The sequence below is a fragment of the Baaleninema simplex PCC 7105 genome (assembly GCF_000332355.1).
GTDB classification, from domain to species: domain Bacteria; phylum Cyanobacteriota; class Cyanobacteriia; order Cyanobacteriales; family Geitlerinemataceae; genus Baaleninema; species Baaleninema simplex.
This window is the reverse complement of sequence record NZ_KB235958.1, coordinates 305,348-331,963: the sequence shown is the minus strand read 5'-3', so window position 1 is coordinate 331,963 and position 26,616 is coordinate 305,348. Positions and strand designations below refer to the sequence as shown.

Below are 26,616 nucleotides of genomic sequence, written 5' to 3'. Positions count from 1 at the left end.
TTTGTTGGGGTGGCCGCAAACGCCACCCTCTTTTTTGGGACTCCTCTATTCTCTCAAACAATTGTCCCGTCTGGCTTCCGTCTACCTTGTCACCCTCTCAGGATTGTATCAACGCGATTTGACGTCCTCATGACGCACGGGCAATTCGATGACGATTTCCGCTCCTGATTGGAGGCGATCGTTGACGTAAAGTTTGCCCTTATGACCTTGGACGATCGCTTGATAACAGGTCGAGAGACCCAACCCCGTGCCTCGTCCGACGGCTTTGGTGGTAAAAAACGGGTCGAAAACGCGATCGCGCACGGTTTCGGGAATACCCGGGCCGTTATCGCGTACCGCCACGCGTACCCAGTCGTCCGACAGTCGCTCGGTACGAAGCGCGAGCTTGCCAGGTATTTCGAGGTCTTCGAGAACGTCGAGGGCGTTTTCAATTAAATTGAAAAACACTTGATTGATTTGACCGGGACGACATTCGACTTCCGGCAAGGTTTCGTCGTACTGCTTACAGACTTTCAGATCGGATTTAAAACGCCGTTGTAGCATGACCAAACTGCTATCGAGACACGCGTGTAAATCCACCGGTTTGAGTTCGGCTTCGTTGAGGTGCGAAAAGGTTTGCAAGGCATTTACCACGCTCGAAATTCGCTGACTTCCATCTTTCATGGATTTCATGACCTTGGGAAAGTCTTCGCAGAGATAATCGAAATCGAGGTCTTCTTTCAAGTCTTCGACCTCTTGACTGTGAAGCGTTTCGAGTCCCTCCAACAGCGACGTTCCGTATTCGCTGGCGTAGTGAAGGTTAGCAAAAATGAAATTGTTGGCGTTGTTGATTTCGTGGGCGACACCGGCCGCCATTTTACCCAACCCGGAGAGTTTTTCACTTTGGATGAGTTGCAGTTGTGTCGATTGCAAGCGATCGAGGGCTTCTTGCAACTCCTGAGCTTGAGCTTTCGTTTGGGCGTAGAGTTCGGCCTGTTGAACGGCGATCGCCACCTGTTCGGCCAGTTGCGAGAGCAGTTCGATTTCCGTTTGTTTCCACGGACGAGGCGACTGACAGGCTTGGGCGAGAAGCAAACCCCATAATTGCCGCGATTCGGAAAGCTCCCCAGCATCCGTACCTCGGGTGACGATGGGAACGATGAGGTTGGCTTTGACGTGAAGGCTCTCGAGAAAATCTCGGTGACAGGGATCGAGTTCGGAATCGGTGTAAATGTTATCGATCGCCCGCACGCGTCCTTGAAGGTACGATCGAGCGCGTTCGCCGTGAAAACAATCGTCGCGCGTTTCTTGATTTAAAATCGACCATTCGGGACGGGCAACATCCTCAACTGTCACTTCCCCTTGCCAGCCTTCTGTAAACTGATAGACCACCACGCGATCGGTCTTGAGGAGATCGCGAATTCCCGTCACGGCGGTTTGTAAAATTTCGGGGAGATCGAGACTGCGCCGCACGCGATCGGTCATCAACCGCAGCAAATTCTCTCGCTGAGCCTGGGCTTGAGATTTGGCGTATAAATCCGCTTGTCCGATGGCGATCGCCAATTGGTCGGCAAGTTGCGTCATCAGATGGCTTTCGCGGGTTTTCCAGTGTCGCGCCCCGCGACACTGGTGGGCGACGAGCAATCCCCAAAGTTTGGGGAGGTCGTTCGGCCGGGGTTTTCCGAGGAGAATGGGGACGATGAGGTTCGCCCGAACTTGCAAGCGTTCGAGGAACTTTACGTGACAGCGATCGAGGTTTTCATCCTCGAAGATGTTGTCGATCGCCCGGACTCGCCCTTCTCGATACAGGTGGGCGTACTCTCCAGAAAAGCAGTCGTCAGCGCCCATATTACCCAATACGGACGTCCAGGGTTCGACTACATCTTCGACGACAACGCTACCGTTCCAATTTTCGTGAAATTGGTAGATGACGACGCGATCGACTTGTAGCAACCGTCGCGCCCCCCGAACGGCGGTGTTGAGAATGGTTTCTGTATCGAGGGTGTTGCGGATTTTGTTTGTCACCAGTCGCAGAAAGGCTTCCTGTGCGGCGGCGTCACGAGTCGCTTTGTGGAGACGGGCGCGATCGATGGCGATGCCGAGTTGACGGGCGACCCCTTCGAGAAGTTGCTGTTCCCAGGGTTGCCACTCTCGCTCGCGATCGCACTGGTGCAAGCCGATAATGCCGTTAATTTCCCCTTGGTGGCGCGTGGCGACCGCTAATATCGAGCGAATTTGCAAAGATTCGACGATCTGCTTGGCGGCTTCTCCCAAACCGGGAAAGTCGATAAATCGTTTGACCGCTAAGGATTTTGACGTTTGTTGCAACGCTTGTAAGTGAGGGTTGTCGTGCGGGTTGACTTCGATGCCGAGTTGGGACGGATAGTCCCCGTCGTTGTATTCGCCTCGGGTGACGAACAGGTCGCGATCGTCCTCTTCGCGCACGAGAACGCTGGCGCGGTTGCAGTTTAGAGTGCGACAGAGTAACCGACAGGCAGTCGAAAGCACTTCGTCGAGATCGAGGGTACTGCTCAGTTGGATGTTAATTTCGTTGAGGAGCGTTGCCAGTTGAACTTGTCGTTCGAGTGCCGAGCGATCGCGCGGCGGCGTGGGATTTTCTCGCTCCGTCGTCTCGCGCGATCGAGTCTCGTTTGAGATCGGGTCGGTGGTATTGGTAGGAACGACGAGATCGGAGGAAGAACTGAGGGAAGACATAAAAAATTCTTTAACGAAATTTTTTGTAATACGGACGAACGACGACCGAAGGTAGAGTTAGCACTTTGAACGAAGGACTGGCCTGAATCTATAGAATTTAAACGAACCATTTCGAGGCTCGGTTACGCTTATTATATTTTTATTAAAAAAATATTAAATTGCAATAGCCGGGAGCCACTGCGCCCCTCCATCTCGTACTGACCGCTCTTCCTATTCTAGCGATGTCTGATTTTTCTGACTCGATCGATAACCGTCGTCCGTGGCTGGCCTTGGGAATCGGCAACTCGCGCTTACATTGGGCGCGGTTCGAGGGAGACAACCTCGTTATCACTTGGAACACCCCCCATTTAGACGCAGAGGCGATCGATCGCCTCCAGAGCAGTCAGTTCGACTTTTCGCCTTGGGGTGTCGTCGCCGCGCAAGGCGATCTTCGTCTCGTCGTCGCGTCTGTGGTTCCCGATCGACTGAAGCTGTGGCGTTCCCGCGTCCCGCTCACGAATTTGAGTCTCGACAACGTACCGTTGCGGGGATTGTATCCGACCCTCGGCATCGATCGCGCGTTAGCCGTACTGGGAGCCGGAACCCGTTACGGCTTTCCCGTGCTGCTCGTTGACGGCGGAACCGCCTTGACACTGACGGGTATCGGCAGCGATCGCACTCTCGTCGGCGGTGCGATTTTACCGGGGTTGGGATTGCAAATCCGCACTCTGGCTCGAGAGACTGGCGCTCTCCCCGAAATCGCTCGAGGAGACGACGCGATCGTTCCCCAACGTTGGGCGAAAGATACCCACACCGCGATTCAAAGCGGCATTACTTACACCGTTCTGGCAGGCTTGCGCGACTTTATCGAAGCCTGGTGGCAAGACTACCCCAATACCCCTGTTGTCTTGACGGGAGGCGACGGGGAACGATTGAAAAAGGCGTTGATACAGCGTGTTCCTGCCTGGACGCCGTGGCTGCACGACGACCCTCACGCTTTGTTTTTGGGAATTCAAGCCACGATTTGTCGCCCTCGCACGTCGGGTGGTCGATCGCAGAGGGTATCGAGCGATCGCCTCGATCGGACTGACGCTCTGTAGGATTTGTATGGTTCACGCTCTACAAAGTAAGTTTTTTAAGCCGATCGAAAGACGTTGTTCTATCTAAACCATCATAAAAATACCGCTTTAAAACAAAAAACGACTCCGATATCGATCCAAGACCGGAATCTCGAGACCATCGAAACTGAGCGATAATTGCGTGCGATCGCCCAATTTCAAACCCCAATTAACTAGGATTGACGTTGTAGCTTCCGACGATAACGTTGGCATCGTCGAGATAGTTATCGTATGACTCGTCAATACCGTAAAGATTGAGGATATAAATGCGGCGTCCGTGTTGCTCGATATAGCTGACTGCATCGATCGTCTGACCCTGAGAATTTTTACCCCGCCAATCGATGCGAACGCTCTTATCGGGCTGTAGCTCTGTGTTGAGCGACCCGAAATCGCTATAGGCCGCTTGATAGCGTTCGACAAACAGCGTTTTGAGTTCTTCATCGCTCAGTTGCTCGTCTTCCTCGAAATAGATCGCCTCGCCGCCAAAGTTCCCATCGGCAGATACGAACGTGACGCCATTAACTCGAGGCTGTTTGGCGTAATCGTCGGGAAACGAAATTTCAAACGCTCCCTCGGGATCGCGATACAAATTTCCCTCCGACTCCTCCGCTTCCTCGGCTTCGGGAGACGCGGCCGGTGACGGAGAAGGACTCGACGGGGGAGTTGCCGTGGAGGTTGCCTCGGGCGGGGATGTCGGTTCGCCGTTAGTGGAGGGGGCTTCTGTCTCGCGATCTCCACCGCTACAGGCGGTCAGAAGACACGCACAAGCGGCGATCGAGAGCGAGACGCGCAGGAAATCTTGCATAGCTGGTGAGGTCGTGAAGACTCGATCGTACAGATTCGATTTTACGGGAAAGGGACGAGCGTTCTAGAACGCAACCGCGATCGCAGCGAACACGCCACAATACCATCGACCTTAAAATTTTCTCTAACTCATTATCGTTCGACCCCTCGAGGGCGATCGATCCTTGCTATGCTTAAGATTTTTTTAATGGATTTTTGTAACATCAAAATCGCAATTGGTAAACAAAATCGTATTTTCGTAAAAAATATTGAATATTTTTACCTTTAAACTTTTTTATTTATATAAAATTGGTATCGTATATATCAGAAAAAACAATAAACTTCTTAAGTCAAAATTTGATGACATTTTAAACTTGAATTGACCCTAACAGATCGAAAAATGTCATCGAGATCGAATGAAGATCGAAGCGAATTTAGAGTTTAGACAGAGAGCAGACTGAGACCGAGTACTGCTAACTAACCCCTCGCTAGAGACAGAATTTTGGTAGCTCGAGTTTCAGTTGCAAGTTAGTTATAACTCATTCCAGACAGGAGTTTAACCATGAGCGATCGACGTCTCCTCCAAAACACAAACAACCTTTACCGAGACATTTCTGTCTCGACTCTTATCGAACAGCAACTCTCTCACCGAGAAACCCTAGACGGTTACACCAACGAAGCCATCGACTTTTACAGAGCCGAATTTCCCACTTACGGCTTAGAAGCGATCGGTATCAAACATCCCGGTCGCGTGTACCGTAACCTTTGCGCCTCCAAACTCATCGAACACACCCTCGCACGTGGCGAAGGTGTCCTTGCCAGCAACGGCGCGTTATGCGTCAAAACCGGCAAATACACCGGCCGTTCCCCTAACGACAAATTCATCGTCGACGAAGCAAGCAGCCACGACGAAATTCACTGGAACCAGCTTAACGTTCCCATCTCAGAAGATAACTTCAACCGCCTGTACCGTCACGTTCGCGCTTACATCCAAGGGCGCGACCTTTACATTTTCGACGGCTACGTCGGTGCCGATCCCAAATACCGCATGGGCGTTCGCATCATCAACGAACTGCCCGCTCAAAACCTCTTTGCCCATCAAATGTTTATTCGTCCGACAGACGAAGAACTCGACAGACACCACGCCGACTTCACCGTTCTCGCCGTCCCAGGACTCCACGGCGACACCGACGACGGCATCAACTCCGAAGCCTTCATCGTCGCTCACTTCGGCAAAAAACTCATCATTATCGGCGGCTCGCACTACGCCGGAGAAATCAAAAAATCCGTGTTCTCCCTAATGAACTACTTCATGACCAAGCGAGACGTCTTGCCAATGCACTGTTCGGCCAACATGGACGATCGCGGCAACACCGCTTTATTTTTCGGACTGTCGGGAACCGGAAAAACCACCCTGTCCGCCGACCCCGACCGGCGTACCATCGGCGACGACGAACACGGCTGGTCTCCCGAAGGCATCTTTAACTTTGAAGGAGGGTGTTACGCCAAAACCATTCACCTGTCTCGCGAAGACGAACCGCACATTTGGGACGCCATCCGCTTCGGGTCTCTGATGGAAAACGTCGTTCTCGATCGCGCCACTCGCAACCCCGATTACCACGACAACACCCTCACCGAAAACACCCGTGTCGCCTACCCCATCCACTACATCCCCGATGCCGTCATTCCCAGTATCGGCAGCCACCCGAAAACCGTCATTTTCCTAACCGCCGATGCCTTCGGCGTCCTGCCGCCGATTTCCAAACTCACCAAAGAGCAGGCCATGTACCACTTCATTTCTGGGTACACCAGCAAACTGGCCGGCACCGAACGGGGCATCACCGAACCCCAAGCCACGTTTTCAGCCTGTTTCGGCAAGCCCTTCTTACCCCTGTCCGCATCTGTTTACGCCGAAATGCTCGGTCAACGCATCGAACAACACAAAATCCAGGTCTATCTCGTCAACACCGGATGGTCTGGCGGCGGTTACGGCGTCGGCCGTCGCATGGAAATCAAACACACCCGCGCCACGATCGCCGCTGCCCTCAACGGCGATATCGACGACGTGTCCTTCTTCCCCCATCCCGTGTTCGGCGTCGGCGTTCCCGAACGAGTTCCAGGCGTCCCGAGCGAGATTCTCGATCCCAAACACACCTGGAGCGACCCCGACGCTTACGATCGCCAAGCACTCAACCTCGCACGGCGTTTCGCAGAAAACTTCCTCCGCTATCCCGACGCTGCCCCCGAAATCCGCGCCGCCGGGCCGGTGTTTTAAACAGCGAGCAATGATGGGGAGATGATGGGAGGAGAGTACGATCGGGAAATTTCCTCACCTCATCACCTCACCATCACCGTAGAGGCTGAAATAGGCTTGTAAAACTTGCAAAACCTTCGGACCAGTAAAAGAACCGCCCCCTTGTCCCGAGTGTTCGCCAAAGGCAACGACCACAATTTCGGGGTTGTCCATCGGTCCGTAAGCTCCGAACCAGGTATGGGATTCAAAAGGAGGCGCTTCTGCCGTGCCGCTTTTTCCAGCAAACGGGGGAATGTCCGACGAGTTGATGTTCGACCCCGTCCCCATCGTAATCACCTCTCGCAGTCCTTGAGCTAAAACGTCGAGCGTACCTTGGCTGATGTTGAGGGATTCGCGCCACTGGCTGGCTTCAGTATCGTCTTTCCACAAATGCGGTTGCACGCGATACCCGCCGTTGGCTGGAATGGCGAACATGACGGCGACTTGTAGCGGTGACGCTTGTAAATAGCCCTGACCGATCGACATATTGATGGTATCCCCCATGAACCAGCCCTCTCCAATAACTTCTTTTTTCCAAGCTTCGTCGGGAACCAAGCCAGGAGATTCTTCGGCGGCGAGTTCGATGCCCGTTTTTTCACCGAATCCATAGCGGCGCGTCCATTGAATCAAAGGTGTTTCACCAATGGCTTGGGCGATTTGATAGAAAAACGTATCGCTACTCCAGGCCATGGCTCCCGCGAACCCGAGAGGACCGAAGCCGACTCGGTTCCAATCCCAAAACTTGATACCGCCTGCGGTGATGTAGGGATACGTCGGTAGAACGGTTTCGGTGGGAAATTCTCCCGATTCGATCGCAGCAGTCGTGGTGACGATTTTAAACGTACTGGCGGGAGGAAATCCTTGCAAGGCGCGGTTGACGAAAGGGTGGTCGGCACTTTGGAGTTCTGCCCAATCTTCCGTACTGATGCGCGTCGAAAAAATATTGGGGTCGAATGCCGGACGGCTGACCAGAGCTAACACAGCACCGTTTCGGGGGTCGATGGCGACGATCGCACCTTTGGTGTTACCGAGGGCAACTTCAGCCGCTTTTTGCAGTTCTAGGTCGAGGGTAATCTGTACGTCTCGACCACCTTGGGCTTGCTTTTCGCCCAAAACGCGCACGATTTGACCGCGACTGTCTACTTCCACCTGACGGCCGCCCCATTCCCCCCGTAGTTGGGGTTCGAAGGCAGCTTCGACCCCCATTTGACCGACAATATCTCCGAGACGATATTCTTCTTTGCCCTCCTCTTGAAACTGTTCTAAGGCGAGTTCGTCGATTTCGCCCGTGTAGCCGAGGACGTGGGCGGCCACAGAGCCGTTAGGATAGGTGCGGATCGCTTCGACACTGACCTCAATGCCTTTTAAATCTTGACCGTATTCCTCGAGAGCGGTGACTTGAGCGGAGGTGAGACGACGGGCGACTCGAATCGGTAGGGGAGATTGATATCCAATTTGTTCGAGGCGCTCGAGGACGACTTCGGTGGGCAGGTTGAGAATTTCACACAATCGAACGATTGTGGCCGGCCAGTCCTCGGGTTTCTGAGCGAGCGGCCACAGATAAACGGTGTGGGACAAACTCGAACTGGCCAGAATCTTTCCGTGGCGATCGAAAATATTACCCCGTACCGGTTGGGTCGGAATGAGGCGAATGCGGTTGTCTTCGGCTAGCTTGCGATTGCGCGAGCCTTGGATGAGCTGCAAATATGCCAGACGCGCCCCGATTCCACCCACGAGAACCAGGGTAATCGCCAACATCATTACGACGGAGCGAGAAAACTCCCCGATGGTACGAGTGTTAGGTCGATTTCCGAAGTTAGATGACGGTATAGAAGTCATGGCGGTAGGTCGAGAAGGGGAGAGGGGGAGAAGGGGAGAGGGGGAGAAGGGGAGAAGAGGAGAGGGGGAGAAGGGGAGAAGGGGAGAGGGGGAGAGCTGACAAGGCTATGATTGTAAGAGAGAGAGAAAGAGCCGACAAAGAGAAAGCCGTAGACTCGTTTAGGAGAAGCCATGAAATACAACTCAGCTTACCTCAAACAGTGGTCGCAAGAAGTCAGTCGTCATTTTCCGAATCTTTCCTTGCCACAAGTATCAGGGCTAGCCACCTGGAGCTTTGGCATGATGATGAGTCGCTCTTCAAGTCTGACTCAAGTGTCAGAGTGTATTGCCCAAGTCAACGGGGGAAAAATTCACCAACGTACGTCAAAGACTACAACAGTGGTACAAAGAAAAACGCCAAGCTTACGGTCGTAAATATGCTGAGCTAGATGTAGCCAGTTGTTTCGCGCCGCTGCTGAAGTGGGTCTTAGAGCTATTAGGAGAGAGCGACGACCTGTTCCTGGCCTTAGATGCGACCCATATCGGTCAAAAATTTATCGTCTTGTCACTCAACGTACTCTATCGCGGCAGTGGCATTCCCGTGGCCTGGAAAATCGTGAAAGCTTCCCAGAAACACCCCTGGAAGCCCCTGTGGCAAGACTTGCTCCGTCGCTTGAGCGGAGTGGTTCCCGAGTCGGTCAGGGTTTGGGTTTTGGCCGATCGAGGACTCTATGCTTGTTGGCTGTATGAGGAAATTGTGGCTCTGGGATGGCATCCTTTGTTACGTATTAACTCACAAGGCTATTACCAAGTGCGCTCGGGGGAAACTCTCGCCGACTGGCAACCTCTCGAGCAAGTGGTTCGAGTTGGTGAGAGTTTTAGTCAACCGGTACGCTGCTTTCGCCAAAATCCTCTCGATTGTACCCTGTTAGCCCGATGGGACGAGGATTACAAAGACCCTTGGCTGTTGCTGAGTGACGCCTCACCTCAATCGGCTTCGGCTGCCTTTTATGGCTTTCGCTCTTGGACTGAAGCGGCTTATCGCGATCTCAAGAGCGATGGCTTTAATTGGCAACGCACCCGTTTGACTCATCCTCACCGGGCTGAGTGTCTTTGGCTGGCCATGTCTGTGGCTTTACTTTGGCTCATCACCGAAGGGGCTTGTCGGGAAGACTCCCAAAAGCCTTCGACTTCCCCTCGGACTGACTCTGACTCGACCGGTCTGGCCGCCGCGACCCTCAGACCGAGAACTCTTTCTTGTTGGCGCCTTGGCTGTATCTCTTTTGTCGTCCGCCTCTTTCAAGGACTTCCCTTGAGTTGGGGACGCCACCGTACTTCTCCCTATCCTGGGGCTTCTTTGGCTTTCGATACCTCCTAAGTAAAAGTCATAGCCTTATCAGGAGGGGGAGAGGGGGAGAAACTGTTACCTGTTCACTGTTTTTACTGTTTACTGCTCGCAGCTCACTGCTCACTGCTTCGCAGTTCACTGTAAAAGACGGGTGACTGTGAAGTTCATTATGCAACATCGCCGAAAGCCGATCGCGATCGAGAAGTAACAGAGAGCGTCGCGACGATCGCCCGTCCTCCCGATACAATAAAGTGAACGTGCGATATAGACGAACGGTCAACTGCTACCGCGTGCCTCGTTCGCCGCGCTCGAGGTGGCTGTCAGTCCGTACCGACTGCTCGATCGTTCCTTAACCCAATTGGAGACCCGACGCGAGATCGGGGAGACGACTAACCAGGAGCCGCTATCATGCTGCAAGCTGCCACCCATAACAGCGATTTGCCTACCCTCGATTCCGACTTCGACGTCGAACTCCGTAAAGTCTTCAAAGTCTTCAACGGTGAAACGGCTGTGCGCGGCGTCGAGTTTAATATTCGCCGAGGGGAGTTTTTCAGTATCCTCGGCCCTTCAGGATGCGGGAAAACAACGACGTTGCGGCTCGTGGCCGGATTCGAGACGCCCTCAGCCGGGGAAGTCCTCATTCGAGGAAAATCCATGACCCACGTTCCGCCACACCGACGCCCGGCCAACACGGTTTTTCAAAATTACGCTCTGTTCGACCACATGACGGTGTGGAACAACATCGCTTTCGGCTTGCGTATCAAACGCCTCGGACGCAGTGAAGTCCAACAGCGGGTCGATGAGGTGTTGCAATTGGTCAAAATGGAAACTTTTGCCAATCGCTACCCCAAACAACTCTCTGGAGGTCAGCGTCAACGGGTAGCCTTAGCCCGAGCGTTGGTCAACCGTCCGGCGGTGCTGTTACTCGACGAACCCCTCGGGGCCTTGGACTTGAAACTCCGCAAGCAGATGCAGGTCGAACTGTCGAACTTGCATCAGAATTTGGGGTTGACCTTCGTGATGGTCACGCACGACCAAGAAGAAGCCCTGTCGCTCTCCGATCGCATCGCCGTGATGAAAGACGGCAAAATCGAACAGGTGGGAACTCCCAACGAAATTTACGAACGCCCGCGAACTCCCTTCGTCGCCGACTTCATCGGCGATACGAATTTATTTGAGGGGCATCTCGAAAGTACCGACGGGTCGAGTTTGCTCGTTCGCACCCACTCGGGTTTGAAAATCGTCGTGTCGCGCACCCCCGAGTGGAGCGATCGCACCCATCAAACCATCGTCAGCGTGCGTCCTGAAAAAATTCACCTGCACTGCGCCCCCCCCGAAACCTCTCACAATACCTTTGAAGGACGGCTCAAACACGCCATGTATCTCGGTACTCACGTTCACTGTGTCGTCGAACTGGTGTCGGGAGAAATGTTAACCGTGCGTCAAGCGACCCACCTCGAAACGTTACCGGAAGACGGTTCGCCACTATACCTGTCGTGGTCGCCCTCAGATTGTATCGCCCTGGCCGCGCGATCGACCTGAGACCTCTCGAGATCGCGACGTGAGACCACACCACCGCCCCTCGCGGTAAGATACTCATGGATCGTCGCGTTCCGACGTTTCGTCCGATAGATCGCTCTTGGTGCCGTGCCTTCGACTCGTCTCTCGTTTTCGGGCGGTCACTCGACCCGCCGTCAGTTTTTGAAAGCTTCTGCCGCTGCCGCCTCCGGCTTGGCACTCTCGAGCTGTGGTTGGACGCTGGCCAACGTGCGAACTAACGTCCGCACGGCGTCTGACGTTCTCTACATCTACACCTGGGCTGGGTATACCGATCGCGAACTGATCGACCAGTTTTATAAAGAAACCCAAATTCGCGTCATTGCCGATGTCTTTTCCTCTAACGAGGAAATGCTGGCGAAAGTACAAGCGGGCGCCGGAGGCGCTTACAGCGTCATCTATCCCTCCGACTACATGGTGCGGAGACAGATCGACCTCAATATGTTGATGGAACTGGATAAGTCTCGTCTGCCGGGTCTCGATCGCCTGTTTCCCAAGTTTCGCGATCCCAGCTACGATCGCGACAACCGCTACAGCGTCCCCCTCAGTTGGGGAACCACGGGTCTGATATACAACCGAAAAGCACTCAATCCGCCCCCCACAGACTGGCAGTATCTCTGGGACTACCAACAACAGTTGACGAAACGCCTCACGCTCCTCAACGACCAACGGGAAGTCTTCGGTGCCGTCTTACGCTCCCTCGGATATTCTTACAACTCCACCAACCCGGACGAAATCCGCGCGGCTTACGAAAAACTGGTACGACTCAAACCGGCGATCGCGGCATTTAATTCCGACGCTTGGCGCACGCAAATCCTCACGGGAGACCTTAAAATCGCCATGTGCTACTCTTCCGATGCCAACGAAATAACTCCTGAAAATACCGATCTCGCCTACGTTCACCCCGAAAGCGGCTCCTCGATTTGGACGGACGCTCTGGTGATTCCCCGCACGGCTCCCAACATCGAAGGGGCGTATGCTTGGCTCGAGTTCATGCTGCGCCCGGAGGTGGCTGCCCGCATCTGCGAACGTCTCAGTTTCGCGACCCCCAACGCCACCGCCTTCGAGTTGTTACCGCGAGAGGTTCAAACCAACACGACGCTGTTTCCTCCCGAATCGGCGATCGAAAAATCTGAAAGCCTCGAACCGATTCCCCCAGATGTCGGAGAAATCTACAATCGCTATTGGACCAAACTCACCAGCGGCTAACTGACAGTCGCCAGCCTTTTACAGTGAGCAGTGAACAGTGAGCAGTGAACAGTGAGCAGTGAACAGTGAGCAGTGAACAGTGAAGACAGTTGACAGTTTCTTCCTTGTCCCCTTGTCTCCCCTAAGTCCCTATCGTTAAAACCAAAACTCGTGTCTGTATCGCCTCCCCCTTTTTCGTCAACTTCCGATCTGACCCCAGACGCCACCAAACCGCGTTGGGGGACTCGCTGGCTCGGTCCGCTAGTTCTTTTAGGGCCGGCTGGGCTGTGGCTGTTACTGCTGCTGGTTCTGCCCACGCTGGTTATTTTCCAGCTGAGCCTGGTTCCGAACATTCGTCCTGGGGATATCGTCAACCCGTCGGGAATCGATAATTACTTGTTGGTGTTCAACCCGACGAACTTTCGCGTGATCGTGCGATCGCTCGGTTTAGCCGTGGGAACGACGCTGTTGTGTCTGGGTTTGGGCTTTCCCGTCGCCTACTGGATTGCGGTTCTCGCCCCGAAACGCTGGCGCAACCTGCTGCTGTTGGGCTTTATTTTGCCCCTGTGGACGTCCTCGCTGCTGCGAACCTACGCCTGGATTACCATTTTGCGACCGACGGGGGTACTCAACTCGATTCTCTCCACCATCGGATTGCCGACGCTCGAAATTCTCAACCGCACGCCTGCGGTTCTCGTGGGGATGAGTTACAGCTTTCTGCCCTATATGGTCTTGATTCTCTACTCGTCCCTCGAAAAGCTCGATCGCGCTCTGCTCGAAGCCTCTGCCGATTTAGGGGCGACACCCCCTCAAACCTTTTGGAAAATTACGGTACCTCAAGCGCTTCCCGGTATCGCCGCCGGTTCGCTGCTGGTGTTTATCACGAGCCTCGGGGATTTCATCGACCCGGAACTTCTCGGCGGTGCTTCCAGCATGACGGTGGCTCGCTTGATCTACAACCAGTTTTTGGGACAAACTCAAAACTGGGGATTCGGATCGGCCTTGAGTGTGGTATTAATTTTTGCGGTTAGTCTGTCGATCGCCTTGTTGCTGAAATACGGGGATTCTTCGGCGACGCAACGCTAGTTCGCCACGATCGGGGAGCGAGACCAGGCTCGATCGTCGAAGCCCTCGACCTCGAGAACGGGTGTTACAGTTGATAACGAACTGAGCGAGGCGGTATCCGAGGCGATCGACTCCTCTGCCCTTTCTGGTGATTGGGCGACATCTGTTTTCCCTGTTTGCGTCTATGACCGAAACCGTTCGTAACGATCGATCCGAGTCCCCCGATACTCCCCCGTCTCCAGAGGAGCTTCCCCCCGACATGGCGAACCCTTCGGCCAAACCGAGCATCTCCTGGCAAGCGTTATTTGTCGGAGCGATGTTTGCGTTTATGTATCTTCCGATCGCGGTCTTGGCTGCCTACAGTTTCAACGAGTCCGCGTACAGTGCCAACTGGGAAGGCTTTACCCTGCAATGGTACGAGCGACTGTTAACCGACTTCCGGATCTTTTCAGCTCTGAAAAACAGCCTGATCGTCGCACTGACGGCGGTTGTAGTTTCGGCTGTTCTCGGTACGTTGATGGCGGTCGGTTTGGCTCGATACCGCTTTCCCGGCAAAAAACTCTATCTCGGCATTTCCTACTTGCCCCTGATCGTACCGGATATCGCGATCGCCGTCGCCACGCTGGTCTTTCTGGCAGCGGTGGGATTTTCCCTCAGCCTGTGGACGATCGTCGCTGCTCACATCGTCTTCTGTCTGGCCTACATCGCCATCGTCGTCTCGACGCGCTTGGCAGATTTAGACCCCAATCTCGAAGAAGCGGCGCTCGATTTGGGGGCGACGCCGACTCAGGCGTTCGCGCAAGTCTTGCTGCCTCAACTCATGCCCGGTATCGTGTCGGGGTGTTTGTTAGCCTTCGTCCTCAGTATGGACGACTTCCTCATTGCGAGTTTTACGGCGGGTGCTGGAGCGACGACGCTACCCATGGAAATTTTTAGTCGCATTCGTACCGGTGTCAAACCCGACATCAACGCGTTAAGTGCGATTCTCATCGTCGTTTCGGGTTTGTTGGCCTTCGCGGCGGAATACTTACGCTATCGCAGTGAAACCGGAAACCCGAAGTAAGCTCACATTAGTAAAAGCTAGGAAACCCAACCGGACGGTTGGGTCGGCCTAGCAGCGTACAGTTGAGAACCATTACTTATTCAGACGATTCAGCCCTGAGCTGAGTTCCGTCGGAAGAGTCGCCTTCACACCACACTAACTGCTATAAATCTTAGTCGATCAGTGAGGGGCTTGAAAAGTCTAGCTGTGACACTTAGGCGACCGACATGGCATCGGAACTCGATTTCGGTCGATTGCGACAGGGTATTTATGAATGCTCCCCTACCTGCGTCCCGCGAGGCGGAGGTGTCTTATTACAAGGCGTTAGCCCTTGCGACAGGCGGCATTCTCGCTGTGTTCTGGGAACTTTTACCCAGCAACACCCCCAAGTTGTTTCCACTATGGGGCTTTAGAAAAACTCTTGCCTGGAGTCTGACGTATATTAACCGACTCATTGGACTTACAGGGAATTAACCTCACTTAATGAATCGTGCCTCCAGAGGACTCAGAATTTTTGTTCCGTCTTTTGCCGTGCCCATTAAGTTGGTCACATGATACCACTAGGCTGCACTCCTTAACCCCCACCTGAGTCGCGCGAGGTGGAGGAATGCGTCGCTATTATTGTTCAAAGGAAGAGTGCGACGTTAAAAATTCAGAGTGGCAACGATCGGCGATCGCGTCTCTCGAGTCTTTTTTGGCGATATCTTCTGCTACTCGAACGAAATTGATGGGGTTTGAAACGCGATAGGTTGATGTCAAAACAAAGAATATGAAGCGTTGGTGGCGGCAATTCGGAATTTTTCTCGTGATGGTGGCGTTCGTCGCAACCTGTTCGATCGCGCTGGCAACTCCCGAAGAAGAAACCACCGAGACGGCGCAGGCGATCGTAGACGGTGAAGTCTTGTTCGAGGTCAGCTCCTCCAATCAGTTCTTGGCGCCCGAACGGGCGAATTTCATTAACGAGCAACTGCAAAAAGCAGCGGTCAAGCCGGGAGTCGAATCGGTCGAGGTGGTCGAACGCAACGACTTGCCGACGATTTTACTCGACGGGATCTATCTGATGACGGTGACCGAACGCGATTCGGAAACGGGACGCACGGCGCGAGAGCAGGCGGAAATTTGGGCCGATAAAATTCGTCAGGCACTCCGAAAAGCCAATCGAGAACGCAGTCAAGCCTTTTTACGGCAATCGATCCTGCGAACGATCGCCTTAATCGTCGCTGCAACGGTTCTTCATTGGTCTTTCGGAAAATTGACGCGGCTTCCTCCTTGGCGATCGCAAGACAATCCCACGGTTCGCGCTTGGCGATCGCTGCTGGTGGTGGCGGGACGCGTCCTCCTGTGGTTGGCAACGATTTACTATCTGGTCGATTTACTCCCCGTGACGCGGCGGTGGAGTTACGAAACCCGTCAGCTCGTGTTCGACAGTTTGACGGCTCCGATCCTCCCGGTCGATGACAATACCTATTCGCTGGTCGATTTGCTGGTTCTCGTCGCGCTGTTGGTGGGGTTGGCGATCGCCGCCAACCGTTTGACTCAGATCTTGCGATCGCGCGTGTTGCAAATCGCCCGCTTGAATCGAGGCGCTCAAGATACGATCGCGACGGTTCTCAAATATTCTCTCATCATCGTGGGAACGGTGGTCGTGTTCAACATTTGGGGTCTCGACATCACCTCGATCGCCATTTTTGCAGGGGCGTTGAGCGTCGGGATCGGCTTCGGCTTGCAGGACATCGCTAAAAACCTCGGTAGCGGTATCGTCTTGCTGTTCGAGCGGCCGATTCAGGTGGGGGATTTCGTGCAAGTCGGGGAATACATGGGAACCGTCGAACGCATCGGGAGCCGCAGCACGGTCGTTCGCACCCTCGATCGCGTGTCGATTATCGTACCGAACTCCCGTTTTCTCGAAACGGAGGTGATTAACTGGAGTCACGACAACCCGGTTTCTCGCTTGCGCCTCCCCGTCGGTGTCGCTTACGGTTCGGATATGTCGGCGGTCAAGTCGGCACTGCTCGAAGCCGCTCAACAAAACGCCCAAGTGCTGAAAGTACCGCCGCCGCGAGTGCTGTTCGTGGAGTTTGGCGACAGTTCTCTCGATTTCGAGTTGCTGGTTTGGTGTGCCGATCCGAGCCAGCAGTACGTTCTCAAAAGTGACCTATACTTTGCCATTGAGGAACAACTCAAGGCCGCCGGTGTCGAAATTCCCTTTCCCCAACGGGATTTACACTTGCGATCGGGGCAGCTGCCCCTCTCGTTATCTCCCGAGTTAGAGCAGTGGTTGGCACGACTGCTTGAAAAATTAGCGCGTTGATGTTTCTTGGAAATGCTCCGTTTCGAGAGGCGATCGAGCAATATCCGACAGGCTCTCGGTAAAATATAGTTCGAGATAGTTCGAGACCGGCGCGACGGGAAGGCCAATCGAGGTCTGCTTTGCGGTCTTCTTCAAGGCGATCGTAGGACGACCAGATCGCCCGAAAACGCTCGCTGGCAAACCGAGATCGCTCGCGGGACGAATACTCGAATAAGGGGTTCTCGAATCGCTGACAAGGCGACGCGACACTGAAAGGATCGCATTTGATGTCAATTCGTTCAAGATTGTTTGACGGGAGAGACCATGCTGTTACCGAAAGGCTTTGAAATCGAAATTTACACGGGAACTCCCGATGGGGAAATCGTAGGTCTCTCCGATCGCATCGCGGCAGACCTCGATCGCTTTTCGCGAGAACCGGACGCACGCAACGTCGAATATACGACCGCCCCGCTCTGTAGTTACGACCAGTTACTCTGTGAATTGGTGCGTCCCCGGCAGATCCTGCGGAATTACCTACACCAGCTCGGCGCTTATACCCTCGTCCCCGGCAGTACGCTATCGTTGGGGGACTCTCGCCAATTTTTCCGTTCCGATCCCAACAATCCCTACCACGATTTTATCGAGCGCAGTTACGGCACGACGGTCGTGACGGCTAGCGTTCACATCAACGTGGGGATCGGCGATCTCGAGGTATTGATGCGGGCTAACCGTTTAATTCGCGTCGAAGCCCCGTTATATTTAGCGCTGAGCGCGTCCTCGCCGTTCCTCGACGGTGAGGTGACGGGATACGATTCGACGCGCTGGCAGGTGTTCCCACAAGTGCCAGATGAGGTTCCACTGTTCGACAGCCACGGGCATTTCGTGCGCTGGACGGAGGAACAGTTGGTACGGGGAACGATGCAAAACGTGCGTCATTTGTGGACGTCGGTGCGACCCAACGGCGATCGCCGTCCTTACAATCTCAATCGTCTGGAGTTGAGAATTTGCGACTTGACGATCGATCCGATCGACTTGCTGGCCGTCACGGCGATGCTGGAAGCGCGAATTTGGCAGACGATCCGCGATCCGAGTCTCGACCCCCTCGTTCGCAGTCAGTTTCCGGAAAATACCCGCGCCGAGGCGTTGTTGGAACTGACGCGGGAAAACGAACGAGCTGCGGCGAAGGACAGCCTCGACGCGACGCTGCACCATTGGCAAGACGGCCGCGAAATCCTCGCGCGAGATTGGATCGAGCAGATGTACGCCGAGGTTTTGCCGATGGCGAAGGAGCGAGGCATTCGCTGTTTTCTCTCGCCGGTTCGCAAGATTTTGCGCGAGGGCAATTCGGCGCAACAGTGGCGTCGGGCTTGCGATCGCGGGAGTTCGCCACGGGAACAAATCATCGCGGCCATCGAGGCGGAAATCGACCGCGAACGGGAACTAGAGGATAAACTCTGCCGGTTGTTGGTGGCCTAGACAGCACAATCAGAATATTTAATCGATCTGAACTCCGGCACTCTGATTAGCAAAACCTATCGATGCGCTCGCTATGCGGCTCGGTGTCGTGGGGCGATCGGTTCGGCTGTTTTAAGTTTTTGAGTGGAATTCTCAGTAATTTTGTTGTTTTGAGGTAAAATGCCGAATTTAGTTTTAGTAAACCCTCAAATCCCCCCGAATACAGGGAATATTTCCCGAACTTGTGCGGCAACTCAAACGCCGCTGCATTTGGTAGGGCCTTTGGGGTTCGAGTTGAGCGATCGCTACCTCAAGCGAGCGGGATTAGATTACTGGCCTTACGTCACGTGGCACTATCACACCTCTCTCGAGCAGTTGCGTCTGGCACGCCAAAAAGAGGGGGGGCGTTGGATCGGATTCAGCACTCGAGGACGGTGTAGTTATACAGAATTCGAGTTTCGATCGGACGACTGGTTGCTCTTCGGGAGCGAAACGGAAGGGCTGTCCTGCGAGACTCTAGACGACTGCGACGAGACGGTTTTCATTCCCATGTTCGAGCCGCGCGTGCGAAGCCTGAACCTCTCTGTCAGTGCGGCTTTGGGCTTGTTTGAATGTCTGCGACAAACGGGACGTTTACAAGAGGCGACCGCCTTAAAACGCGACCCCCGACATCCTGTCGCCGAATCCTGACTCGCCGTATGTTGTCAAGGCTCGATCTCAGCTACCGATCGGGGGACGACCGACGCGGTTGCAACTGCCGATCGGCACATCAAAATCGACGTTCGCGAATGCTGTTTTTTGGCGGCGATCGCGAACGCGTTCCGCCACGCTACCCCAACCGCAACCGAGCCAAAAATTCATAAGAAATTTCTATCGACGGACACTCCCCAAACAGCCGGACTGTCGATAGATTTTTTTATTCGATCGCGATCGAAAAATAGGCGAACAAAATACCGAGAGTTCTAGTGTTGGGCGGTTTTCCACCTGTCGAAGTTCCCCCGTCTCGCGAGGTCGTCCCGAGATCTTCTCCGCAAATTTTACAGTAGACGAGAAGGCTAAGTTCAGCGTACAGTTTCGTCGATATCTCGAAATTGCCAAACCGGACAATTTCACAACATCGTGCCGTTAAAACCCCAAGGACAACCCGCGAACATCCGACCGTTTAACGGACGATTGGGGTGTGTCTGTTCCCGAAAACGCCAGATGCGATCGCTTATAATTCAGACTCAACAAGGTCTTCAGCCGTGTAACCTTGTGTAAATCAAAAAACCAGGGTACTCTGTCCTAAGCATTATTGCTGTCAGCGATCGACATCAGCTAATCAGCGTGATTTGTATCACTAATAGCCAGTCGGATCGGGAAATCAAAAGACTGCTACTTACTCGCTAGATCGTCTAGGAGGTCGTTGCTTGAAACGAGCGTTCCCACACCCAATCCAACCTGCTCCTGCTTGTGCAGCTCACCCGCTTCTCTCAGCAGGGCAGACGCGGTCAGTCGTGCCAGAAAGCTATCGTCGAGTACGAACTTCGGCGGCCGCCATCGGTATCGCGCTATCGATGGGCGCCTCTGGCGTACTGCTGCCCAAACAAGGGGACGCGGCGTTCGCAGCCGAACCCGCGACTGCGAAAACCGCCGCGACGTTGATGCCCCCGTCCGTTGACAAAACGGCGGTACTCCCCCTCGATAAAGTTCCAGCCTCGGAGACAGCGGCAAAAGCTGCTCCGGCTCTCGACTCTAGACCGGAACCGACTGCTTCTGAGTCCGTAGCGCACTTAGTGCAAAGCGGTCAAACTCTCTGGCAAATCGCCAAAGCCTATCGCGTCGAAGCGAATCTCATCGCGTCTGCCAACGGCATCTCTATCGACACCGTTTTAGAAATCGGGCAGATTCTCGAGATTCCCGTCACCGAGGGTATGGTTTATCCGCCGATGGAAATCCTCGCCCCCGAATCCGAAACCGTCGCTATTCTTTCAGAAGAAGAAGAGACAACGAAAGGACTCGACAAAACGGGCAAAATTTCGATCGAATCGTCGCTGTCGGCTCTACCGTCGTCCGATCGCGCGTCGAAATACGAACTGGCTCGCATCGAACGGAACGGCGATACCCCTGCCTTCGATCGCTTGGCCTTAGCCAAAAAGCCCCGTACGTCCGATCGCCTCTCGAGCGATACTCTCGCAGCCGTCGAGCTGTCTGAGGAACTCGAGACCGCGAACTCCCAACCCCTCGAGACCGCTGAAATCGAAATCGAACCGGCCGAGACAACCTCTTACCAAATTGCCGAAGGCGAAACCCTCGTAGAAGTCGCCAGTACCCACGGCGTAACGGTCGAAGATCTCGCTCGGGCAAACCACCTCGACGATCCCGATCGCATCGTCGCCGGACAAGAAATCGCGATCCCCACTGTAAACGAAAGTCCCGCTCGACCGCTGACTGTCTTCGGACACGAAACCACGCTAGCCGCCCTTCCCGACAAAAAATCTCGACTCCTCCCCGACGGAGATGAGGTCGAGCTGAGCGCTCTGCCAAACGTGGTTCTTCCCAACTCTCCAACCGGGGAAACCGACGTTCCTCAACTGCTTTCCTCCACCTCGGCAGACGAAGTCGAAACCGCCGAAGTTCCCGTTCTCGGCGCAGCTACAGAAACTCCAGTGGAGACCTCGGAACTTCAAGCCTTTCACTTGTCTGACGATAACTCCCCCTACACCAACGGATTGCAGGCCGATATCGAGCGCCTGCGCGATCGCTACGGCGATCTCGACGACGACACTCCGGCGGCATCCTCCAATGCAGAGTCTTCTCGAACGGCTCTAGTCTCCCCAGATCGCATCTCTGCCCACGAGAGCGATCGCCCCTCGTCCCGTGCGGCCGCACCTCGAGTCAACCCCGAATTCGATCCCGACCGTTACAACACCGTCGAGACTGGCGAGACCGAGTCCGCAGAGCGGGTCAAACCGAGAAACGATGCCCAAGACGTTGCCGTTGCACCGATGGGATCGGACAGCTACGCTCCCATTCTGCCGCCCCGCGCGGTGTCTCCCGACTTACCCGCCCTGTCTGCCCCCGGTGCGTACTTACCGAAGCCCCAAGCCCCCGAAGGAGGCGCTGGGTCGGGCAACATGGACTTCAACGGCTATATCTGGCCGGCTCAGGGTGTATTGAGTTCTGGATTTGGATGGCGCTGGGGTCGGATGCACAACGGCATCGATATCGCTGGCCCCATCGGAACGCCTATTGTCGCCGCTGCCCCCGGTGTCGTGACTTACGCCCAATGGAATTCGGGCGGGTATGGCAACTTGGTTGAAATTACCCACCCCGACGGCAGCTTGACGTTGTACGCTCACAACAACCGCTTGCTCGTCAATGAAGGCCAACAGGTGGCGCAAGGTCAACAAATTGCTGAAATGGGTAACACCGGTTTCAGTACCGGCCCTCACTTGCACTTTGAAGTGCATCCTGCCGGACAAGGGGCTGTGAACCCCTTAGCGTATTTACCGTAATCTACGGAAATCGCTGAATCCCGATCTGCCCGTGTGGAGTGTGTGTGTGAACAGTCAAGAGGGAGAGTCGCGCGGCTCTCTCTCGTCGTTTGTTCGGGTAGGAGGCCAGGAGACCGCCGAAACACCGATCGCCTTCGACATTGGTGCGATACAATCGCCTCAACACTAGATCGGCGATCGCGAATTCTCACCGTCGGAACTATGACAGAAGACCGTCCGCTTGTCGTTCGAACCTTCGACCTCAAAAAAACCTATCGTACGGGCTTTTGGTTGAACCAAACCGTCCGCTCCCTCAAAGGTTGTTCGCTCTCGGTGACTGAAGGAGAAACGTTTGGCTTATTGGGGCCGAACGGAGCGGGAAAAACTACACTGTTAAAAATTTTATTGGGAATTTTACGACCGAGTGGCGGCAGTGGAACGCTTCTGGGCCGTCCCCTCGGCGATCGCTCGGTACGCCAGCGCGTCGGCTATCTCCCCGAGAATCCCTATTTTTACGACTATCTCACTGCGAACGAATTTCTCAACTTTATCGCCGGACTGTTCGACATTCCTCAAGGCGATCGCTCGCGCCGCATTGCCCAACTTCTCGACTGGGTGGGCATTTCTCAAAAAAACGCCCGTCACAAACAACTCCAACAGTATTCTAAGGGAATGTTACAACGGTTGGGGATGGCTCAAGCTCTCGTGGGCAATCCCGACGTTCTCTTTCTCGACGAACCCATGTCGGGACTCGATCCCCTCGGACGCTATCAAATGCGAGAAATTATCCTCGCCCTCAAAGACCAAGGCAAAACCATTTTCTTCAACAGTCATATTTTGTCGGACGTCGAAACGATCTGCGATCGCGTGGCGATTCTCGCCGACGGCGAACTACTCTGTAGCGGACGGTTGGGCGAACTCCTCGGCTACCCGGACGGCTATAAAGTTCGAGGGTGGAGCGGAAAGCTAGAGGTTTTAGAAACTTGGCTTGAGGATCTCGATTTTGAGAACGGACAGTGGCAAGGAACCCTCAAGGGCGAACTCCCCGATTTCCTCGCTACTTTAGAGTTAATGGAAGCCAAACTCACACACCTCACCCTCGCCCGCCCCACCCTAGAAGAGTTTTTCGTTCAGCAGTTGCGCGATCGCGGCTTCGTCGTCAGTCCGGGGAAATGAGGAGCTTCGGGAAGGAAATCGTTCTCGATGCGATCTGAGATCGAGCGCACGATCGACTAAGAATCGCGATAAGAATCTCGATCGAATTCCGGTTGACTGTCTCGCGAACGCGATCGACTGCGGCGAAGGGGCGGACGTTGGCGAGGTGGAGCGTTACGGGAACTCGCCCCTCGTCCGAGACGGCCGCTGACTTCAACAAATCCTTCCCGTTCCAATAAAGGATAATCGCTGACCCACAGCTTGCGGCTCGGAACGTACAAGTCCGCGATTTTAGCAATGCGCCGCAAGTCTCGATCTTCGGATAAAACCACAGTTTGCACCGTTTGTCCGGCGGCGAGAAACTGATGCTGTCGGCGTAAGGGAACTTGGACTTCTGCCAAAAATCCGTTACTGTCGCCGATTTCAACGTTGAGACGACGCTCGCGGTTTTCAACGAGAACCAGTTCTCCTCGGGCGTTGGTGGTTTCTTCGGTGCCGACGACTTCTTCGGTGACGTAAACGTCGAGAATTTTACCTTGCCAAAACCCACTGTAAGGGTAGCGGCGAAACCGAGCGTTCCGAAGGCTGGCTTTAGCAACGGGCCCCCACAACCAATAGAGTCCCGCGATAATGCCCAAAAATAAAGCTAAGCCGGAAGCTTCGAGAAATCCACTTAAGAACCAGACGACTAACGCACCGAGAAGGGAAAACAGAACTTGTTTGACGACGTTCTGCCAGTCTCCCCAGTAGTAGACGTATTGTGGCCCGGTGGCGATGAGAGGAACCAGATCTTCAAATTTGCGTTGGGTAAGCGGAACGAGCATAGTTTGAGGGAGAGCAGGGAAGCTTCTTCAGGGAAGAGGGAAGAGGGAAGAGTGAACATAGCGAACAGGTAAAAGTTTAGCCTCATCACCTCGTCATCTCACGGTGACTGGTGACTGGTGACTGGTGACTGGTGACTGGTGACTGGTCTCACCTCCTCTTCAACGTGCGAGAGCCGGACGATCGAACGATGCCATAGCAGGCGAATCTCGTCTTTCCCACTGTACAGGAGAGACGAGATTCCAGAGACAAGAGATTTACGATCGCGTCGGTTGTAATTCTCCCGTGCGAACTCGCAATTGCAGGGTTCGGTTATCTCGCAGGACTTGGAACCGCAAAACCTGTCCGACTTGACTGTTTTCAACCAATCGTTGGAGTTCGTCGGCGGTCTCGATCGCTTGTCCGTCGATGGCGGTAATGACATCACCGCGACGCAACCCAGCAGCGGCGGCGGGACTGTTGGGAACGACGCGCATCACGAGAACCCCTTGCTGTTCGGGAACGCGGAAAGGAGCGTTCGGATCGCGGTTGTTTTCGCGGGCGATCTCTGGCGTCAGCGTAATCATTTGAATGCCGACGAAGGGATGTGCGACATTCTCTCCCCGTGCTAGCTGGTCTTTGACGGCTTTAACGGTGTTAATGGGAATGGCGAAACCGATCCCGTTAGCGTCGGCGCGAATGGCAGTGTTGACGCCGATAACGCGACCCTGTTCGTCGAGCAGCGGTCCGCCGGAGTTTCCGGGGTTGATGGCGGCGTCGGTTTGAATGAAGTCGAGGCGTTTGTCGGGGATTCCCACTTGGGCGCTCGAACGGTTCAGGGTGCTGACGATACCGAGCGTTACCGTATTGTCGAGTCCGAGGGGGTTGCCCACGGCGATCGCCCAATCGCCGACTTGCACGCGATCGCTGTCTCCGAGCGTCGCGACGGGTAAACTGGTGTTTCCGGCATCGATTTTAACGACAGCGAGGTCGGTGACGACATCGACTCCCATGACGCGCCCTTCAAAGTCCCGTCCGTCTTTGAGCTTGACAGTCACGCGATCGGCCTGGTTCACGACGTGCGCGTTGGTGAGAATGGTTCCGTCACCATCGATGATGAATCCCGAACCTTGTCCCCGTTGGAGTTGTTCGCGGGGCATGGATTGGAAAAATTGGTCGCCGAAAAACTGACGGAAAAAGGGATCGTCGAAAAAGGGATCGACGTTGCGGGTAATCACGCGCTCGGTATCGATGCGGACGACAGCCGGTCCGACGCGGTTGACGGCGGCGGTCACGAAACTGCCCCTCGTTTGGGCTAGAGTTGGTGCTGGGGCAGTGTCGGGGGTAACGGTTGCCGCCTGTGTCGGAAGCACTGTCCCGAAGCTCAGAGTCACGAGGACGCCCAAGGCGATCGCGACGAGGTGAGTTGGGGAAATCGAGGTCTTGAGAAATTTAGTCCATCGCATAACGATCGTGTCTTTACGAATAGAAATGGTTTGAGGAGGGGTAAAAAGGATGGGGGTGGAGATCGCTGCGCTCGAATATCGCGATCTGGTAAGAGTTTGCTAATTAACTATTTTGCCAGGTTATCGGTGGGGCGATCTGTACGGATGTCCGCTCGCGCGATCGGCTCGATCGTAAGCGATCGAGAACTGAAAATGCAGCGAGAACGTACTGTACTGTCTTGAATAGAACTGTCTCGAATAGAGTTCGGGAAATCTTATCTCGGAGAGGGAGAAGTAGATGGCACCAATCGCTCGCGATCGGATTAAAACGGCTGTTGAGAGGGTCGCCACGGTAGCGATCGCCGCCTTGTTATCGATTTCGGAAGCCGTTTGGCTACCACACCGAGCGTTTGCCTCGGACGATACGGCCGGCGGTACGGAGATTCCGAGGCAGATCGACGAGTGGCAAGAATTGGAGAATCAGGGGGCGGGGTTTGCGGTGGCGATGCCGCCAGGAACGGTACGTCAAGGCGTTCAGCCAGTCGAGACGAGCCTCGGCGATCTCGATGTCTACATTTTGGGGGTCGATCTCGACGATCGCGCTTTTGCTGTTATGGTGGCGGACTTTCCCAGTTTTTTCGCGGCGGTTCCGCCTTCGACTCTGTTCGAGGGGGCGATCGCAGGAGTCGCGACGAACGTAGACCGGCGTTTGACGCCCGATCGCCGCATTTCACTCTCGGGATATCCAGGGATGGAACTGTTTTATGAGGGAGGCGACGGCTTGGTGTACAAACACCAGCTTTATTTGGTCGATCGCCGTTTGTATCAACTCATGGCAGCGATTCCCCTCGATATTCCCGAAGCCGAACGGAATGCGTTTTTTGAGAAGGCTCGACCGTTTTTCGAGTCTTTTGAGTTTCTCGATCGCCCTCTGTAGTCTGTGTGCCTCGGCATCGTATCGCCCGATCTAGAGCTGGCTTGGGTCGTTTTTTTAAGCGATCGTTGGTTTCCAAGCTGCGAGTTCTCATACTCCATCCTTTTCCGATAAGCTAGGTTTCAAGAAGTCTTCACCACATCCCCCCTTAGCCCCCTATCCCCCCTTAGCCCCC

Annotated in this window: 19 protein-coding genes; 13 read left to right on the top strand and 6 right to left on the bottom strand. The window is 54.5% G+C overall.

The window, feature by feature from the left end:
* Positions 1-108: 108 nt before the first annotated feature.
* The gene (locus tag GEI7105_RS28885) at positions 109-2,694 is read right to left on the bottom strand and encodes a GAF domain-containing sensor histidine kinase (RefSeq protein ID WP_017659086.1); all 2,586 of its coding nucleotides are present in this window, start codon (positions 2,692-2,694) and stop codon (positions 109-111) included.
* A gap of 221 nt (positions 2,695-2,915) precedes the next feature.
* On the opposite strand from GEI7105_RS28885, the gene GEI7105_RS28880 reads away from it, so the two are divergent.
* The gene (locus tag GEI7105_RS28880; RefSeq protein ID WP_017659085.1) at positions 2,916-3,773 is read left to right on the top strand and encodes a pantothenate kinase; all 858 of its coding nucleotides are present in this window, start codon (positions 2,916-2,918) and stop codon (positions 3,771-3,773) included.
* A 187-nt stretch (positions 3,774-3,960) separates the two neighbouring features.
* Here GEI7105_RS28880 and GEI7105_RS0103410 read toward each other — a convergent pair whose 3' ends face one another.
* Positions 3,961-4,596, bottom strand: a complete 636-nt coding sequence (locus GEI7105_RS0103410; RefSeq protein ID WP_017659083.1) for a hypothetical protein — start codon at positions 4,594-4,596, stop codon at positions 3,961-3,963.
* A 540-nt stretch (positions 4,597-5,136) separates the two neighbouring features.
* Here GEI7105_RS0103410 and pckA point away from each other — a divergent pair.
* Positions 5,137-6,849, top strand: a complete 1,713-nt coding sequence (pckA, locus tag GEI7105_RS0103400) for a phosphoenolpyruvate carboxykinase (ATP) (RefSeq protein WP_017659081.1) — start codon at positions 5,137-5,139, stop codon at positions 6,847-6,849.
* A gap of 54 nt (positions 6,850-6,903) precedes the next feature.
* On the opposite strand, the gene mrdA is transcribed toward pckA, so the two are convergent.
* Positions 6,904-8,706, bottom strand: coding sequence for a penicillin-binding protein 2 (mrdA, locus tag GEI7105_RS0103395; RefSeq protein ID WP_026097391.1), 1,803 nt, complete (start codon positions 8,704-8,706; stop codon positions 6,904-6,906).
* Between the two features lie 325 nt (positions 8,707-9,031).
* Here mrdA and GEI7105_RS39215 point away from each other — a divergent pair, with 325 nt between their 5' ends.
* The 8 genes from GEI7105_RS39215 (at position 9,032) to GEI7105_RS28870 (ending at position 19,320) form a co-directional block, all read left to right on the top strand.
* Entirely contained in the window at positions 9,032-10,063 is a 1,032-nt protein-coding gene (locus tag GEI7105_RS39215) for a transposase (RefSeq protein WP_017659078.1), read from the top strand.
* 378 nt (positions 10,064-10,441) lie between these two features.
* Positions 10,442-11,575 carry an ABC transporter ATP-binding protein gene (locus GEI7105_RS0103380; protein WP_017659077.1) on the top strand — a complete coding sequence of 378 codons (1,134 nt, stop codon included), beginning with the start codon at positions 10,442-10,444 and terminating at the stop codon, positions 11,573-11,575.
* A 105-nt stretch (positions 11,576-11,680) separates the two neighbouring features.
* Positions 11,681-12,799 (top strand): ABC transporter substrate-binding protein, encoded by a 1,119-nt coding sequence (locus GEI7105_RS0103375; protein WP_017659076.1) that lies wholly within the window; start codon positions 11,681-11,683, stop codon positions 12,797-12,799.
* A 189-nt stretch (positions 12,800-12,988) separates the two neighbouring features.
* Positions 12,989-13,864: an ABC transporter permease gene (locus tag GEI7105_RS0103370; protein ID WP_051044174.1), complete on the top strand. Its 876-nt coding sequence runs from the start codon at positions 12,989-12,991 to the stop codon at positions 13,862-13,864.
* A gap of 238 nt (positions 13,865-14,102) precedes the next feature.
* Positions 14,103-14,906, top strand: a complete 804-nt coding sequence (locus GEI7105_RS0103365) for an ABC transporter permease (protein ID WP_035492632.1) — start codon at positions 14,103-14,105, stop codon at positions 14,904-14,906.
* A 748-nt stretch (positions 14,907-15,654) separates the two neighbouring features.
* Positions 15,655-17,196, top strand: a complete 1,542-nt coding sequence (locus tag GEI7105_RS0103355; RefSeq protein ID WP_017659072.1) for a mechanosensitive ion channel family protein — start codon at positions 15,655-15,657, stop codon at positions 17,194-17,196.
* A gap of 303 nt (positions 17,197-17,499) precedes the next feature.
* Entirely contained in the window at positions 17,500-18,651 is a 1,152-nt protein-coding gene (gshA, locus tag GEI7105_RS0103345) for a glutamate--cysteine ligase (protein ID WP_017659070.1), read from the top strand.
* Between the two features lie 159 nt (positions 18,652-18,810).
* Positions 18,811-19,320, top strand: a complete 510-nt coding sequence (locus GEI7105_RS28870) for a tRNA (cytidine(34)-2'-O)-methyltransferase (protein ID WP_051044113.1) — start codon at positions 18,811-18,813, stop codon at positions 19,318-19,320.
* Between the two features lie 27 nt (positions 19,321-19,347).
* Here GEI7105_RS28870 and GEI7105_RS38170 read toward each other — a convergent pair whose 3' ends face one another.
* Positions 19,348-19,491, bottom strand: a complete 144-nt coding sequence (locus GEI7105_RS38170; protein WP_017659068.1) for a hypothetical protein — start codon at positions 19,489-19,491, stop codon at positions 19,348-19,350.
* 635 nt (positions 19,492-20,126) lie between these two features.
* Between GEI7105_RS38170 and GEI7105_RS33070 the strand changes: the two genes are divergently transcribed.
* Both GEI7105_RS33070 and GEI7105_RS0103325 read left to right on the top strand, forming a co-directional pair.
* Positions 20,127-22,127, top strand: coding sequence for a peptidoglycan DD-metalloendopeptidase family protein (locus tag GEI7105_RS33070; protein WP_144053651.1), 2,001 nt, complete (start codon positions 20,127-20,129; stop codon positions 22,125-22,127).
* Between the two features lie 201 nt (positions 22,128-22,328).
* Positions 22,329-23,282 (top strand): ABC transporter ATP-binding protein, encoded by a 954-nt coding sequence (locus GEI7105_RS0103325; protein ID WP_017659066.1) that lies wholly within the window; start codon positions 22,329-22,331, stop codon positions 23,280-23,282.
* A 56-nt stretch (positions 23,283-23,338) separates the two neighbouring features.
* On the opposite strand, the gene GEI7105_RS0103320 is transcribed toward GEI7105_RS0103325, so the two are convergent.
* Positions 23,339-24,085, bottom strand: coding sequence for a DUF8619 family protein (locus GEI7105_RS0103320; protein ID WP_017659065.1), 747 nt, complete (start codon positions 24,083-24,085; stop codon positions 23,339-23,341).
* A gap of 255 nt (positions 24,086-24,340) precedes the next feature.
* The gene (locus GEI7105_RS0103315) at positions 24,341-25,528 is read right to left on the bottom strand and encodes an HhoA/HhoB/HtrA family serine endopeptidase (RefSeq protein ID WP_017659064.1); all 1,188 of its coding nucleotides are present in this window, start codon (positions 25,526-25,528) and stop codon (positions 24,341-24,343) included.
* Positions 25,529-25,805: 277 nt separating this feature from the next.
* Between GEI7105_RS0103315 and GEI7105_RS0103310 the strand changes: the two genes are divergently transcribed.
* The gene (locus GEI7105_RS0103310; protein ID WP_017659063.1) at positions 25,806-26,444 is read left to right on the top strand and encodes a hypothetical protein; all 639 of its coding nucleotides are present in this window, start codon (positions 25,806-25,808) and stop codon (positions 26,442-26,444) included.
* Positions 26,445-26,616 lie beyond the last annotated feature (172 nt).

Bases quoted from the DNA above. Each gene is read 5' to 3' on its own strand.
- GEI7105_RS28885 (WP_017659086.1), bottom strand. From the start codon at position 2,694: ATGTCTTCCCTCAGTTCTTCCTCCGATCTCGTCGTTCCTACCAATACC.
- GEI7105_RS28880 (WP_017659085.1), top strand. From the start codon at position 2,916: ATGTCTGATTTTTCTGACTCGATCGATAACCGTCGTCCGTGGCTGGCC.
- GEI7105_RS0103410 (WP_017659083.1), bottom strand. From the start codon at position 4,596: ATGCAAGATTTCCTGCGCGTCTCGCTCTCGATCGCCGCTTGTGCGTGT.
- pckA (WP_017659081.1), top strand. From the start codon at position 5,137: ATGAGCGATCGACGTCTCCTCCAAAACACAAACAACCTTTACCGAGAC.
- mrdA (WP_026097391.1), bottom strand. From the start codon at position 8,706: ATGACTTCTATACCGTCATCTAACTTCGGAAATCGACCTAACACTCGT.
- GEI7105_RS0103380 (WP_017659077.1), top strand. From the start codon at position 10,442: ATGCTGCAAGCTGCCACCCATAACAGCGATTTGCCTACCCTCGATTCC.
- GEI7105_RS0103365 (WP_035492632.1), top strand. From the start codon at position 14,103: ATGGCGAACCCTTCGGCCAAACCGAGCATCTCCTGGCAAGCGTTATTT.
- GEI7105_RS0103355 (WP_017659072.1), top strand. From the start codon at position 15,655: ATGAAGCGTTGGTGGCGGCAATTCGGAATTTTTCTCGTGATGGTGGCG.
- gshA (WP_017659070.1), top strand. From the start codon at position 17,500: ATGCTGTTACCGAAAGGCTTTGAAATCGAAATTTACACGGGAACTCCC.
- GEI7105_RS28870 (WP_051044113.1), top strand. From the start codon at position 18,811: ATGCCGAATTTAGTTTTAGTAAACCCTCAAATCCCCCCGAATACAGGG.
- GEI7105_RS38170 (WP_017659068.1), bottom strand. From the start codon at position 19,491: ATGAATTTTTGGCTCGGTTGCGGTTGGGGTAGCGTGGCGGAACGCGTT.
- GEI7105_RS0103325 (WP_017659066.1), top strand. From the start codon at position 22,329: ATGACAGAAGACCGTCCGCTTGTCGTTCGAACCTTCGACCTCAAAAAA.
- GEI7105_RS0103320 (WP_017659065.1), bottom strand. From the start codon at position 24,085: ATGCTCGTTCCGCTTACCCAACGCAAATTTGAAGATCTGGTTCCTCTC.
- GEI7105_RS0103315 (WP_017659064.1), bottom strand. From the start codon at position 25,528: ATGCGATGGACTAAATTTCTCAAGACCTCGATTTCCCCAACTCACCTC.
- GEI7105_RS0103310 (WP_017659063.1), top strand. From the start codon at position 25,806: ATGGCACCAATCGCTCGCGATCGGATTAAAACGGCTGTTGAGAGGGTC.